General features: G+C 69.5%; 13 protein-coding genes. 3 read left to right on the forward strand and 10 right to left on the reverse strand.

The window, feature by feature from the left end:
• Positions 1 to 501: 501 nt before the first annotated feature.
• Both AC07PA_RS24315 and alr read right to left on the reverse strand, forming a co-directional pair.
• The gene (locus AC07PA_RS24315) at positions 502 to 1,389 is read right to left on the reverse strand and encodes a hypothetical protein (protein WP_494608958.1); all 888 of its coding nucleotides are present in this window, start codon (positions 1,387 to 1,389) and stop codon (positions 502 to 504) included.
• Positions 1,390 to 1,512: 123 nt separating this feature from the next.
• Positions 1,513 to 2,619 carry an alanine racemase gene (gene alr / locus AC07PA_RS24320; RefSeq protein ID WP_494608957.1) on the reverse strand — a complete coding sequence of 369 codons (1,107 nt, stop codon included), beginning with the start codon at positions 2,617 to 2,619 and terminating at the stop codon, positions 1,513 to 1,515.
• Positions 2,620 to 2,753: 134 nt separating this feature from the next.
• Between alr and lplT the strand changes: the two genes are divergently transcribed.
• Positions 2,754 to 4,058 (forward strand): lysophospholipid transporter LplT, encoded by a 1,305-nt coding sequence (gene lplT, locus AC07PA_RS24325; protein ID WP_007850546.1) that lies wholly within the window; start codon positions 2,754 to 2,756, stop codon positions 4,056 to 4,058.
• Between the two features lie 300 nt (positions 4,059 to 4,358).
• Positions 4,359 to 4,844 (forward strand): glutathione peroxidase, encoded by a 486-nt coding sequence (locus tag AC07PA_RS24330; protein ID WP_494608956.1) that lies wholly within the window; start codon positions 4,359 to 4,361, stop codon positions 4,842 to 4,844.
• A 9-nt stretch (positions 4,845 to 4,853) separates the two neighbouring features.
• Here the strand turns inward: AC07PA_RS24330 and AC07PA_RS24335 are convergent, their stop codons facing one another.
• Positions 4,854 to 5,342, reverse strand: coding sequence for a GNAT family N-acetyltransferase (locus AC07PA_RS24335; protein ID WP_494608955.1), 489 nt, complete (start codon positions 5,340 to 5,342; stop codon positions 4,854 to 4,856).
• A gap of 35 nt (positions 5,343 to 5,377) precedes the next feature.
• The gene (locus AC07PA_RS24340) at positions 5,378 to 6,592 is read right to left on the reverse strand and encodes an acyltransferase family protein (RefSeq protein WP_494608954.1); all 1,215 of its coding nucleotides are present in this window, start codon (positions 6,590 to 6,592) and stop codon (positions 5,378 to 5,380) included.
• 131 nt (positions 6,593 to 6,723) lie between these two features.
• Here AC07PA_RS24340 and AC07PA_RS24345 point away from each other — a divergent pair, with 131 nt between their 5' ends.
• Positions 6,724 to 7,656: a LytTR family DNA-binding domain-containing protein gene (locus AC07PA_RS24345; protein WP_494608953.1), complete on the forward strand. Its 933-nt coding sequence runs from the start codon at positions 6,724 to 6,726 to the stop codon at positions 7,654 to 7,656.
• On the opposite strand, the gene AC07PA_RS24350 is transcribed toward AC07PA_RS24345, so the two are convergent.
• The 6 genes from AC07PA_RS24350 to glcF all read right to left on the reverse strand — a co-directional run bounded on the left by AC07PA_RS24350 (position 7,657) and on the right by glcF (position 12,505).
• Positions 7,657 to 8,217, reverse strand: coding sequence for a dihydrofolate reductase family protein (locus AC07PA_RS24350; protein ID WP_494608952.1), 561 nt, complete (start codon positions 8,215 to 8,217; stop codon positions 7,657 to 7,659).
• Entirely contained in the window at positions 8,214 to 8,939 is a 726-nt protein-coding gene (locus AC07PA_RS24355; RefSeq protein ID WP_007850560.1) for a helix-turn-helix transcriptional regulator, read from the reverse strand. The genes AC07PA_RS24350 and AC07PA_RS24355 overlap by 4 nt, the downstream gene beginning before the upstream one ends.
• A gap of 50 nt (positions 8,940 to 8,989) precedes the next feature.
• Complete coding sequence (locus AC07PA_RS24360) at positions 8,990 to 9,511, reverse strand: MGMT family protein (protein WP_494608951.1); 522 nt, start codon at positions 9,509 to 9,511, stop codon at positions 8,990 to 8,992.
• Positions 9,512 to 9,531: 20 nt separating this feature from the next.
• Positions 9,532 to 9,996 carry a GyrI-like domain-containing protein gene (locus AC07PA_RS24365; RefSeq protein ID WP_494608950.1) on the reverse strand — a complete coding sequence of 155 codons (465 nt, stop codon included), beginning with the start codon at positions 9,994 to 9,996 and terminating at the stop codon, positions 9,532 to 9,534.
• 211 nt (positions 9,997 to 10,207) lie between these two features.
• The gene (locus AC07PA_RS24370; protein ID WP_494608949.1) at positions 10,208 to 11,134 is read right to left on the reverse strand and encodes a ProQ/FINO family protein; all 927 of its coding nucleotides are present in this window, start codon (positions 11,132 to 11,134) and stop codon (positions 10,208 to 10,210) included.
• Between the two features lie 111 nt (positions 11,135 to 11,245).
• A complete protein-coding gene (gene glcF, locus AC07PA_RS24375) occupies positions 11,246 to 12,505 on the reverse strand; it encodes a glycolate oxidase subunit GlcF (RefSeq protein ID WP_494608948.1) in 1,260 nt (419 codons plus the stop codon).
• Positions 12,506 to 12,549: the final 44 nt, after the last annotated feature.

Genomic DNA, 12,549 nt, shown 5'->3' on the forward strand with positions numbered 1-12,549 from the left:
CGATGGGCCGCACGGGCAATGCCCCGGGCTTCGTCTTCCACAGCACGACCGGCCTGGTCTTCACGGATGTCAATGGCGTGAGCCAGGCGCTGCAGGGCGACGTGGCCGACTACGAAGGCCTGACCAGCCTGCTGCAGTCGCTCCTGGGTACCAGCACCGTCCTGCGCACCGGCCTGGACCTGCAGACCGAGCTGGCGCTTGGCAGCCAGCGCTTCCTGCTGGTTCCCGATCTGGCGCTGCTGCCTGCGGGCACCGGCCCCGCCAACAGCAACTGGTGGTTCGAGGGCGCCAAGCTCTTCGTGCGCTACCCCGGCGGGCTGGTGCAGGGATTTGCCGTGACGGCGCGCTGAGCACGCCGGCAAGAACCCGGTCCAGCCGCGCAAAGCGGGGGGCGCCCAAGGCGCCTCCCGCTTTTTTTTGGGATGGACGAAACACCGGCAGGTGGGCCGCCCGAGCCGATACGGGTGTGGTGAATGAACATGCGCCCGACAGGCGCGGCGCTCAGCGCGCCTTCATGCCGGACTGCATGGCCCGCACCGCTTCAGGCAGCGAATTCACATGCGGCAGGAAGTGGTCGATGGCGAACCCCAGGGCCACTGCGCACACCACGGCACCGAGCATGGGCTTCCAGGTCAGGCGCACCGCGGCGCTGAGCCAGCCCTCGCGCTCCACGCCCATGGCGGCGCGCGCCGTCACCACCGAGAAGGCCAGCTCCACCGCCACGGTGAGCAGCACGTCCCAACCGAAGAACAGCATGGCCAGCGCCCCCGCGCCGAAGACGATGGCCGAGCCGATGAGGAAGATGGCGACGATGGGGATGACCACCACCGCGCCCTCGTCGGCGCCCGACACAGCGTCCGCCGCGCCACTGGCCAGGTCGCCCAGGCCGGAGCCCGCATCCGACAGGGCGGAGCCGAAGTCGCCCGATCCGCTGCCGGTGTGGACCGAGCCGCCCGAACGCGGCATGGGCATGCCCTGCCCACCGCCGCCACGCCAGGAGACGGCATCGAGCGCGATGTCCGCCACATCCCCGGCGGCCTCGACCGCGTCCCCGGCACCGCCGTCGGAACCGTCGTCCTCCCGCTGCACCAGGCGCGCCGCCCACATGCGCAGCACCAGCAGGTAGCCGATGTAGCCCACCGACAGGGTGATGAAGTAGCGCAGCGCCAGGGTCTCCATGCCCAGCAGCATCTGCACATGCGAGGTGCACCACATGATGAGCAGCGTGAAGCCGCCGATCAGGAAACCATGCAGGCGCAGGCTGTAGCGCTGTTGCAGGCTGTCCGCCAGGTGGTGCCGGGGCTGCATGCGCACGGAGCGCCAGTTCGACGCCTTCTTCTTGCGGGACGGGTTGCTGCTGCTACTACTGCTGCTGCGCTTGTCGGCCATGGCGTGGCTCCTGTCGGCTGGATGGAGAGGGGAATCCGCCGCGCAGCGTACCCCATCCGCACCGGTTCATCCCCCGGTCCGCAGGCCCGACCGTGAACAGATGCTCAATTGGTGTGAACAGCCCTAATCGACACTGACCGGTACGCGCTGGGCCAGCGCGCACATCAGCTCCCAGGACACGGTCCCCGCCGGCTGGGCCACTTCATCAATGGTCAGCACGGCGCCGTTGCTGGCGCGGCCCCAGAGCGTGACCTCGCTGCCAAAACCCGCCTCCATGCCCGACTGCAGCAACGGCGTCAGGTCCACGGTGACCATGTCCATGCTCACCCGGCCCACAATGCGCGTGCGCACGCCGTTGACCAGCACCGGCGTGCCCGTGGGGCAATGGCGCGGGTATCCATCGCCATAGCCGCAGGCAGCCACACCGATGGTCAGCGGCCCCTCGGCGGTGAAACTGGAGCCGTAGCCCACGGTGTCGCCCGCCTGCAGCTGCTGCACGGCCAGCAGTTTCGTGGACAAGGTCATGGTGGGCGCCAGCCCCCAGTGACCGGCCGTATTTTCCGGGTGATCGGGCGCATTGCCGTACAGCACGATGCCCGCGCGCACCCAGTCGGCGCGCACCCCCGCGTCGCTGCTGTGGCGCAGCGTGGCGGCGCTGTTGGAGAGTGTGCGCTCACCCGGCAGGTCTGCGGTGGCCGTATTGAACGCGGCCATCTGGTGGGCGATGCCGCGCGGGCCGTCTGCGTCGCTGAAGTGGGTCATGAACGAGATCTCGTCCACCTGGGGCAGCGCGTTGAGCCGTGCCCAGGCAGCGCGGTAGCGCTGTGGCGTGAAGCCCAGGCGGTTCATGCCCGAGTTCATCTTCAGGAACACGCGGTGCGGTACCTGGGTCTTGTGGGTGGCGAGCATGTCGATCTGCTCGTCGCAATGCACGGCATGCCAGAGCCCCAGGCGCGAGCACAGCTCCAGGTCGCGCAGCTCGAACACGCCTTCAAGCAGCAGGATGGGCCCCCGCCATCCCAGCTGGCGCACGCGCTCGGCCTCGGCCAGGTCCAGCAGGGCAAAGCCATCGGCCCCGCGCAAGCCCTCGTACGCCCGCTCGATGCCATGGCCATAGGCATTGGACTTGACCACGGCCCAGACCTTGGCGTCGGGCACGCTCTTGCGCACGCGCTCCAGGTTGTGGTGCAGGGCGGCTGTGTGGATGGTGGCTTGTATAGGGCGGGGCATGGGGTTTGACCGGGTGGGATGTCCTGGATTCTGGCACCGGGGCCGTTTACCCACGTGATATAACCATCTGTCGGCCAACAGGCTCCCCATATTTAACAGGGCATCAGTCCAGCTGATGCAGCACCAGCCATTCGATGAAGCGCGGTTTCTACACCATCATGTCGGCGCAGTTTTTCAGCTCGCTGGCCGACAATGCGCTGTTCGTGGCCGCTGTCGAACTCCTCCGTTCGGAAGGTGCTCCCGAGTGGCAGCGCGCCGCATTGGTGCCCATGTTCGCACTGTTCTACGTGGTACTGGCGCCCTTCGTGGGCGCTTTTGCCGACGCCCTGCCCAAGGGCAAGGTGATGTTCGTGAGCAATGCCATCAAGGTCGTGGGCTGCCTGATGATGCTGTTCGGCTCGCACCCGCTGATCGCCTACGCGGTGGTCGGGCTCGGCGCTGCAGCCTACTCCCCGGCCAAGTACGGCATCCTGACCGAACTGCTGCCCGCCTCCCAGCTGGTCAAGGCCAACGGCTGGATCGAAGGGCTCACCATCGCCTCGATCATCCTCGGGGTGCTGCTGGGCGGCCAGCTCGTGGGGCAGAACCTCTCGGGCATGATGCTCAACATCGACATCCCGATGATCGACACGGGCGTGGACACGCCCGCCGAATCGGCCATCGCCGGGCTGATCCTGATCTATGCGCTGGCGGCCTGGTTCAACACCCGCATCCCGCACACCGGCGTCGAAATGCGCCCCATGCGCGCCGACCCTTCGCGCAGCATCCTGGCCAACACCATGGCACTGCTGCCCGACTTCTGGGCCTGCAACAACCGCCTGTGGCGCGACAAGCTGGGCCAGATCTCGCTGGCCACCACCACCCTGTTCTGGGGCGCGGGCGGCAACCTCAAGTTCATCGTGCTGGCCTGGGCCGGTGTGGCCCTGGGCTACAACACCACGCAGGCCTCGGCCCTCACGGGCGTGGTCGCCATCGGCACGGCCGTGGGTGCCGTGGTCGCCTCCATGCGCATGCGGCTCGACATGGCCACCCGCGTCATCCCGCTGGGCATTGCCATGGGCCTGCTGCTGATACTGATGGTCTTCATCAAGAACATCTGGCTGGCCATTCCCTTCCTGATCCTGCTGGGCGGCCTGGGCGGCTACCTGGTCGTGCCCATGAATGCGCTGCTGCAGCACCGCGGCCACAACCTGATGGGCGCCGGCCGCTCCATCGCCGTGCAGAACTTCAACGAGCAGGCCTGCATCCTGGCGCTGGGCGCCTTCTACAGCCTGTCGCTCAAGTTCGGCCTGTCGGTGTTCGGCGCGATCACCATCTTCGGCCTGGTGGTCGCGGGCATCATGTGGATCATCCGCCGCTGGCACCAGCGCAACTGCGTGAACCACCGCGAAGAGGTCGAGCACCTGCTGCACATCGCCCGCCAGGACGCGCATCACTAGGCTCCCCCTGAGGCGCTGCGCGCCACGGTGCGTCCGCCAGAGGCGGCCGCTCTTCGCTACCGTCCAAGCCTGCGCAGGCAGGCTTGGAGCCGCGGCACTCAGCCCCCTCTCCCGTATCGCTGCGCGATGCGGGAGGGGACGCCACCCGTGCGGCGGGGCGGCCCTTGCACGGTGGCACTGGCTTGGGCTGCGCATCTGCATAGATTGCGCCCTCAGTGATCCCGCGTGAGAGCGATGCAGACAGGCGAACAAGCCGCGCAGCGGCTACCATGGACTTCTTCAGCCACCAAGGAGCCCTGCATGCCCGACAGCATCTACGATTTCGAAGCCCAGCAGATGAATGGCCAGAGCGTGCCGCTCGCGCAGTACCAGGGCCAGGTGATGCTCATCGTCAACACGGCCAGTGCCTGCGGGTTCACGCCGCAGTTCGGCGGGCTTGAAGAGCTGCACAAGGCGTATGGCGACAAGGGACTGGTGGTGCTGGGCTTTCCCTGCAACCAGTTCGGCAGCCAGGACCCGGGCAGCAACGACGAGATCGCCAGCTTCTGCCAGCTCAACTACGGCGTGAGCTTTCCGATGATGGCCAAGATCGACGTCAACGGGGCCAATGCATCACCCCTGTACCAATGGCTCACGGCCGAGGCGCCAGGGCTCTTGGGAAGCAAGGCCATCAAGTGGAATTTCACGAAGTTCCTGGTGGGCAAGGATGGCAAGGTCATCCGCCGCTATGCCCCGCAGGACGCGCCCAAGAAGCTGGCGGGCGACATCGAGGCGGCGTTGGCCTGACAGCAGGTTCTAAGGTTCAGCCCTGGGCTGCCAGCGGCAGAGCACGCGTTCGCGGCCCGTGGTCGGGTGGCGGTCGTGCCCGTGCTCCTGCAAGCCGCAGCGTGTGTAGAAGCGGCGCGCCCGCAGGTTGCTGCTGGCCACATGCAGCGACCAGCCCTGCGGGCAGAGCGCGCACACCCGGGCCACCAGGGCAGCGCCGATGCCACCCCCTTGCACGCCGGGGTCGACGAACAGCTGGTGCAGGTGCGACGCCTGCATCTCCAGCACCAGGAAGGCCACGGTGGTTCCGCCCTGCTCCCCCACCAGCGTGAGGCACGGCGGACCGAACTCGGCCTGCACCCGCGTGAGCCAATGCGCCAGGGGCGCGACCCCAGCCACGGACGGATTGGCCGAAGCCCAGGCCCGCCGCCACAGGGCGGCCAGCGCCGGAGCGTCCGCCGCGGTGGCAGGGCGCACCCGTGACAGCGCGGCAAGATCGGGTGGGATGGGGGAATCCATGCCACCAGTATCGCGCCATCCCGGCATCCATCGCCTCACGGCATCTGCGGCAAGCCCGGGGAGGGCCCCTCCGCCGGCGTGCGGGCACCCGCCCCTTTCTTCGGCAGCCCGAACAGTGGCCGCAGCCATCCCACACGCTGCACCACGGCGGTGACAGCCCAACACGCCAGCACCGTGCCGGCCAGCAGGACCAGCGGCTCCAGCACCGGGCCGAGCTGCCACCGCGCCAGGGCCACCACCAGCACGATGATCGCGGTCTGGTGCAGCACATACCAGGGGTAGATCGCCTCCTGGGCCCAGCGCAGCCAGGGCCAGGGCCGGTTGAGCCGGTGGTGGGCCCAGCCCAGGATGGCCAGCAGCATGCTCCACAGGTACAGGTCGGCCAGCACGCGCACGGCGGTCCGCGCCAGCCAGCCGCCCTGCTGCACGGCCACGCCACGCAGCGCGGTGAACAGCACCAGCACAAGCAGCGCCCCGGCCAGGGTGCGCCAGCGCAGGCGCACCAGCTCGGCCCACAGGCCGGCATCGAGCCCGATCCAGTAGCCGTACAGGAACAGCGTGAAGTACACCGCATGCAGCCAGGCATCGTGGATGAGGTCGTGCGTGGGCGGGAAATGCCGCCACAGCAGTACCGAGTACAGCGCCAGCGGCAGCACGGGCACGGCCAACAGCGCCGAGCCCCGCAGGCCCGTGAAGGCCTGGCGCAGCCGCTGGCCGGCAGCCGACTCCAGCCAGGGCAGCAACAGGGCCAGCACCAGGGTGTACGCCCACAGGTAGGCCAGGTACCACAGGTGGTTCCAGGTGACCCCGGCCTCCCAGCCATCGAAAGCCCCGGCCGGCCAGGTGCTGCCGCCGTAGTAGCGCAGCAGGAAGGCACCGAAGCCCGGGGCGATGAGCCCGTTGGCCACGCCCTGTGCATAGGGCTGGTAGGGAACCACCACGGCCATGCCGAACGCCAGCGGCAGCAGCAGGCGCCAGCTGCGCACCCGGACGATCCCGGCAACGGTCTGGCCTCGGCGCACCAGGCCGAACGCCAGGCCCGAGACCAGGAACACCAGGTCCATGCGCCACAGGTTCAGCGCCCGCATGGGCGCCTGCAGCCATTCGGCCGCATGCGGGCTCTTGAGGTGCCAGTGCCAGTCGGCCACGTAGTACATGGCAACGTGGTAGACGATGACCAGGGCAAAGGCCAGGGCGCGCAGGGCATCGATGTCGTGGCGCCGGGAGGTGGGGTGGGATGGAGCAGTCATGGGCCCATGCTCGGCCGCCTCGGGGCCACGGTGCGCCGCCGCGGGACCGGAACCACCCCTTTTGGGACGAACGGTGGCCGGCAGGGATGGGCCCGGGCACCGGCTTTGCGCGTCCTGCCTACACTTGCGCCATGTCGCCGCCCACCCTGCCTTGGCCCGAACGCTACCGCCCCCTGCGCCGCAGCGCCGAGGTGGCGTTCTGGACGGTCCTGCTGCTGGTGCAGGCGGCGTTCAACAGCGTGGTGACGCTGATCGACCTGCGTTCGGCCGGGCGGCCGGTTGCCGCCTGGGAGCCAGCGCTGTGGGAGCTGTCGAGCGTGCTGGTGGTGGGGCTGCTGATCCCCGCCATCGTGGCCTTCGAGCGACGCTTTCCACTGCACTGGGACACGCTGCGCCGCCACCTGCCCTGGCACCTGGTGGGCAGCGTGGCCTACTGCAGCATCCACCTGGCCGGAATGATGGCCCTGCGGCACCTGGCCTATGCCAGCATGGGCGCAGAATACCGGCTGAGTGGCCCGTGGTGGGCGCAGTGGGGCTACGAGTACCTCAAGGACGTGCGCACCTATGCGCTTATCGTCAGCAGCCTGGTGGGCTATCGCTTTCTGCTGCTGCGGCTGCAGGGCGAGGCCCGGGTGCTGGACCGGCCCGAAGAATCCCCCGCCACCCCGGTGGGGCCGCCGTGCGCCACCGGACCGGCGGCGCACGAACCGCCACCGCCCCCGCCGACCTCACGCCCCGAACGCTTCCTGGTGCGCAAGCTGCGCCGCGAATTCCTGATCGCCGCCAGCGACATCGCCTGGCTGCAGGCCGAGGCCAACTATGTAGGCCTGCACGTCAACGGGCACGACTACCTGGTGCGTTCCACCCTGGCGGACTTCCTCACGCAGCTGGACCCGGCGCGCTTCGTGCGCGTGCACCGCAGCTATGCCGTCAACCTGGACGCGGTGGCCGAGATCGAGCCACTGGACAGCGGCGACGCCCGCCTGCGCATGAAAGATGGCAGCACCGTGCCGTGCAGCCGGCGCTACCGCAGTGCGCTGGCCCAGCCAGGCGCAGCAGGCTGATCAGCCGGACGCAGCAGCGCTGCGCACCCGTTTGAAGTGCTGGGTCAGAACGCCGTTCGGATAGGCCTGGTGCGCCCGCAGCGCCCAATGCTGCCGCGCCATGGCCTGCGGCACGCCCCACAGCGGCAGGCCCGCCCCCAGCGTCACGGGAATGGTGGCCAGCATCAGGTGGTCCACCAGCCCTGCGCGCAGGAACTGCCCTGCCAACTGGCCGCCGCCCACCAGCCAGACCTGCCGCAGCCCTTGTTCCACCCACTGCGCCACCAACTGCTGCGGCTGCGCGGCACCCCAGCGCACGCTGGGCGGCAGCGTCCCCTCCGCAGGCGCTTGCTGGTGGCTGAGCACCCAGGCCGGCCGCTCGCCATAGGGCCATTCGCCGAAAGAGCGGGCCACGGCATAGGTGCTGCGCCCCATGGCGAGGCCATCCACCCCGGCCATGAACCCCGCCAGACCGTAGTCGGTGCCAGCCTGTTCGAAGGGATGCAGCCAGTCGAGCTCGCCGCCCGGTCCGGCAATGAAGCCGTCCAGCGTTGCGGCCACGTAGTAAGTGACTTCCGTCATGCGCAGGGCGCCTCATCGTTCAAGGAAGGGGGGCGGGAGGCCATCTCCGCCTCCACCTGGCGCAGCATGTCGGCCAGGGTCTTGCCTGGCTCCTGGCGGAAGCGCTCGGGCAGCACGGTGAGCTCGGCGATGCGGTCGATGCGGAAACCCCGGAAGTCTTCGCGCAATTCGCACCAGGCCGACAGCGTCCAGACCTTGCCCCAGTAGAAGCAGCCCAGGGGCCGCAGGCGGCGCACGCTGGGCCGCCCCTGCACGTCGGCATAGTCGATCTGCACCACATGGCAGCTGTGCACCGCCTCGCGCAGCGTCTGCAGGGTGGCCTGGGCCCGCGGCCCCAGGCCCACTGAAGGCGCATAGAGCGCCTGCGACTCCGCGGCCACCCGCGCCTCGGGTGGCAGCACCGAGAGGATCTTGCCCAAAGCCCCTTCCACCTCGCGCGCCAACCCGGCATCGAGCCAGGCCTGGGCCAGCCGCGCGGCGGCCACCAGGGCGTTCGCCTCGCCCTGGCTGAACATCAGCGGCGGCAGGTCGAAACCCGCTCCCAGGCGGTAACCCACGCCCGCCTCGCCCTCGATGGGCACGCCCTGGTGCTGCAGGTCGGCCACGTCGCGGTAGATGGTGCGCTGCGACACCTCCAGCCGCTCGGCCAGAAAGGCCGCAGTGGACAGGCGCCGACCGCGGATGAGCTGGACGATCTGGAACAGGCGGTCGGCACGGCGCATGAAAAAGGTCCGGAATAAAAGACGCAAAAGGAATGAAGACGGACAGGCCTTTAGCCTGCAGACGCGCCACGGCGGCGTGGGCGCGGGACGGGGGCTGGGACCGCCGGGTCCTGCACGCGCAGCAAGCGGCCCTGCTGCTCGATCACATGGCCTTCGGCCTCGAGCCGCTGCATCTGGCGCTCCACGCCGCCCGGGTACTTGGGGTTCAGGCTGCCGTCGGCCTTGAGCGTGCGCCAATACGGCGTGCCGTCCGGCTGCTCGGCGCCAGCGCCCTGGGCCTCTGCCAGCTGCTCGGCCTCGTCGGCAGCGCGCGCCACCAGTGTGGCGAAGATGCCGGTGGTGACCACGCAGCCCACATCGGCGCCCTGCGCCTGGGCCATGTCCGCCGCCAGGGCCCGCACCGTGGTCCAGCGCCCTGCGGGAACACGGCGCATGGCGGCATCCACGTCGAGCGGCGAGGGCACCAGCATGCGCCCCTCGCCCAGGCGTGCGCGCTGGGGCTCGGGGATGGGCTTGACCTGCGGCAGGTGCCGATAGCCGGCAAGCTTCTCGCGCCAGGAGGTAGTGGCCATGGCAGCAGCGGTGCAGCGGCCTAGACGCCGATGTGGATGGCCACGCGGTCGGGGCCGGCGTAGGCCTCGAAGTCGGTGGTGAAGCGGCGCCTGATCTGCGGGTTCTCGCCGAAGTAGCGCCAGACCTCGCGCCAGGCATCGATCACCATCTGCGGCATGGTGCCCTGGCCGTGGAACACCAGGTAGTCGCCCGCCTCGATCTCCACCGTCGTGGCCCCGCCCGCGATGTCCGCGCCCTCGGGGGCATCCACGCCCGCCGTGACGTCGAAGGCGCCATGCTCGTTGGATTCATAGGCGCTGTAGACGCCGAAGATGCGGCCGTCCGCCCCCGGGCGCGGCAGCTTGTGCTCCCAGCTCTCGCTGAAGAAGCGGTCCCACAGACCGCCAATGCGGGAGGTCTCGGGGTTCATCTCGTCGCTGTTGCGGGTGCGCACGGCAATGCCGGCAACGCGGAAGGCACGAATCTTTTCAGAAACGGGTGGCATGCGGATTTCTCTCTCTCATTGGTTGTAATGAGCCCCGATGGTGCCGGCCTGCTGCTGACAACCTGGTGTCAGCAGGATGGCGCCACCGGGGACAAATTGCAACCAAGTGCGAGGGGAAAGAGTGCCGTTCGAGGCCCTGCAATGGCTGCTGCCACTGCAGTGTCAGCAGCAGCCCCCAGGGAAGCCGCAGGCGCCTTCGCGGCGCCCCGGCTCAATCGGCCGCGGGGGCCGTGGCAGCAGCCGCTGCGGCGACCACCACCACGGCGCGGTAGCGGCGGGCGCGCTCCAGCGTCTGGCCCACGGCCCGGGCCGCCATGCCGTACATGTCGGCAAAGGCTTCCAGGGTCTGGCCGCTGGCCTCGAAGGCGCGCAGCAGGGCTTCGTCGCGGGCATTGCGTGCCGACCACTCGGCAAAGGCCTCTTCGAGCAGGGCATTGGCCTCATCGTCGCGGCCGGACACCAGCTCGGTATAGGCCTCGCGCGTCAGGCCCGAGGCTTCGAAGGCCTGGACCATGCGGTTGCGCAGCTTGGGCAACAGGTCTTCGGTGGCGCGGGCCTTGTTGTTCTTTCGGCGGCGGTAGACCTCCAGCAGCGCATGGTGCACATGCTCCGGGGCCATGGCCTCCACCGGCTGGCCCGCCAGGTCATGGCGCTTGTCGCCTGCGGCCACGCTCTGCAGGTAGCGGGTGGAACGGGTGTGGATGCCCAGTGCCACCTTGAGCGCTTCGCGCTCGAACAGCTCGGGGTGGGCCGCCTGCAGGTCCTGGAAGATGCCGCGCTTGAGCGGGCGGAACACCGCGCCAAAGAGCTGCGGGTACAGGCCGGCCAGCTGCTCCAGCACAGGGTGGGTGCGCGGCGGCGTGCGCTGGCCCGACGGGCCCGCTGGTGCGCCGTCTGCGGCCTGGGCAGCCGCCTCCGGGGCACGCTGGCGTGCGCCGCGCTGGCCATTGCCGTTGTTGTTGCTGCTGCGACCACCCCGGCCGCCGCGGTTGCGCCGGGCCTTGTCGGCAGGCGCAGTGGTGGCGCCCTCCCCGGCATCGGCCACGGCGGGCGCGGCCGATGCGGCCTGGCCTGCCGTGGGGGCAGCGGCGGCGGGCGCGGCGATCTTCTGTTCTTGTTCTGGCACGTTGTCGGTCATGGCGTAGCGGAAAAGGGAAGGAGGCAAGAAAACCCTCAATCATGCCAGCCTTGGCGCCTGGCGCCTAATGCGGGCCCTGGCCGACCATCCGGCCGGCGCGCCATCGCCGCTTCAACGCCCTGCGGCGATGGCTTCGTCCAGCACCTCGATCCAGTGGCGCACGGGGGTCGCCGTGCCGCTTTGCAGGTGCGTGATGCAGCCGATGTTGGCCGAGAGGATGGCCGCGGGCGGCTGCCCGCCAAAGGCCTCGCCCAGGGCCCCGAGCTTGCGGTCGCGCAACTGGTACGACAGGCCGGGGTTGAGCACCGAGTAGGTGCCGGCCGAGCCGCAGCACAGGTGCGACTCGTTGCGCGCCACGCGCAGCGTGAAGCCCAGCTTGGCGAGCTGCGTCTCCACACCGCCGCGCAGTTTTTGCCCGTGCTGCAGCGTGCAGGGGGGGTGGTAGGCGTACTGCACGCCGTCCGGCAGCCTGACGCGCCCCGCCAGGCGTTCGGCCAGCTCGGGCAGCAGGTCCGGCAGCAACTCGGACAGGTCGCGTGTGAGCGCGCTGATGCGCGCCGCCTTGGCCGCGTACTGCGTGTCGTCCTGGAGGATGTGGCCGTACTCCTTGACGGTGACGCCGCAGCCCGAGGCGTTCATGACGATGCACTCCACCCCGCCCGCCTCGACCAGCGGCCACCAGGCATCGATGTTGGCGCGCATCTGAACCTTGCCGCCCTCCTGGTCGTTGAGGTGGAACTTGACGGCACCGCAGCAGCCCGCCTCGGGCGCCACCAGGGTCTGTATGCCCGCGGCATCGAGCACGCGCGCCGTGGCGGTGTTGATGCCGGGCATCATCGCGGGCTGCACGCAGCCGGCCAGCATGAGCACCTTGCGCGCATGCTGCCCCGTGGGCCAGGCGCCCGGGTTCTGCGGCGCCGGCACCTTGGCCTTGAGGGCCGCGGGCAACAGGCCGCGCAGCATCTGCCCGGCCTTCATCGCCGGGGCGAACAGGGGCGAGGGCAGGCCTTCCTTGAGTGCCCAGCGCAGGGCCTTCTCGCCCAGGGGGCGTGGCACCTTCTCGTCCACGATCTTGCGGCCGATGTCCACCAGGTGGCCATACTGCACACCGCTCGGGCAGGTGCTTTCGCAGTTGCGGCAGGTCAGGCAGCGGTCCAGGTGCATCTGGGTGGCACGCGTGGGCGCCTGCCCCTCGAGCACCTGCTTGATCAAGTAGATGCGGCCGCGCGGGCCGTCGAGTTCGTCGCCCAGCAGCTGGTAGGTGGGACAGGTGGCGGTGCAGAAGCCGCAGTGCACGCACTTGCGCAGGATGGCCTCGGCCTGCTGGCCATCGGCGCGGGCGCGGTATTCAGGGGACAGTTGGGTTTGCATGGTGCATGCCTGACAGTTGAAGGGTTCGGCCGCGGCCGACGGAT

It is taken from the genome of Acidovorax sp. GW821-FHT09B03 (assembly GCF_059418305.1).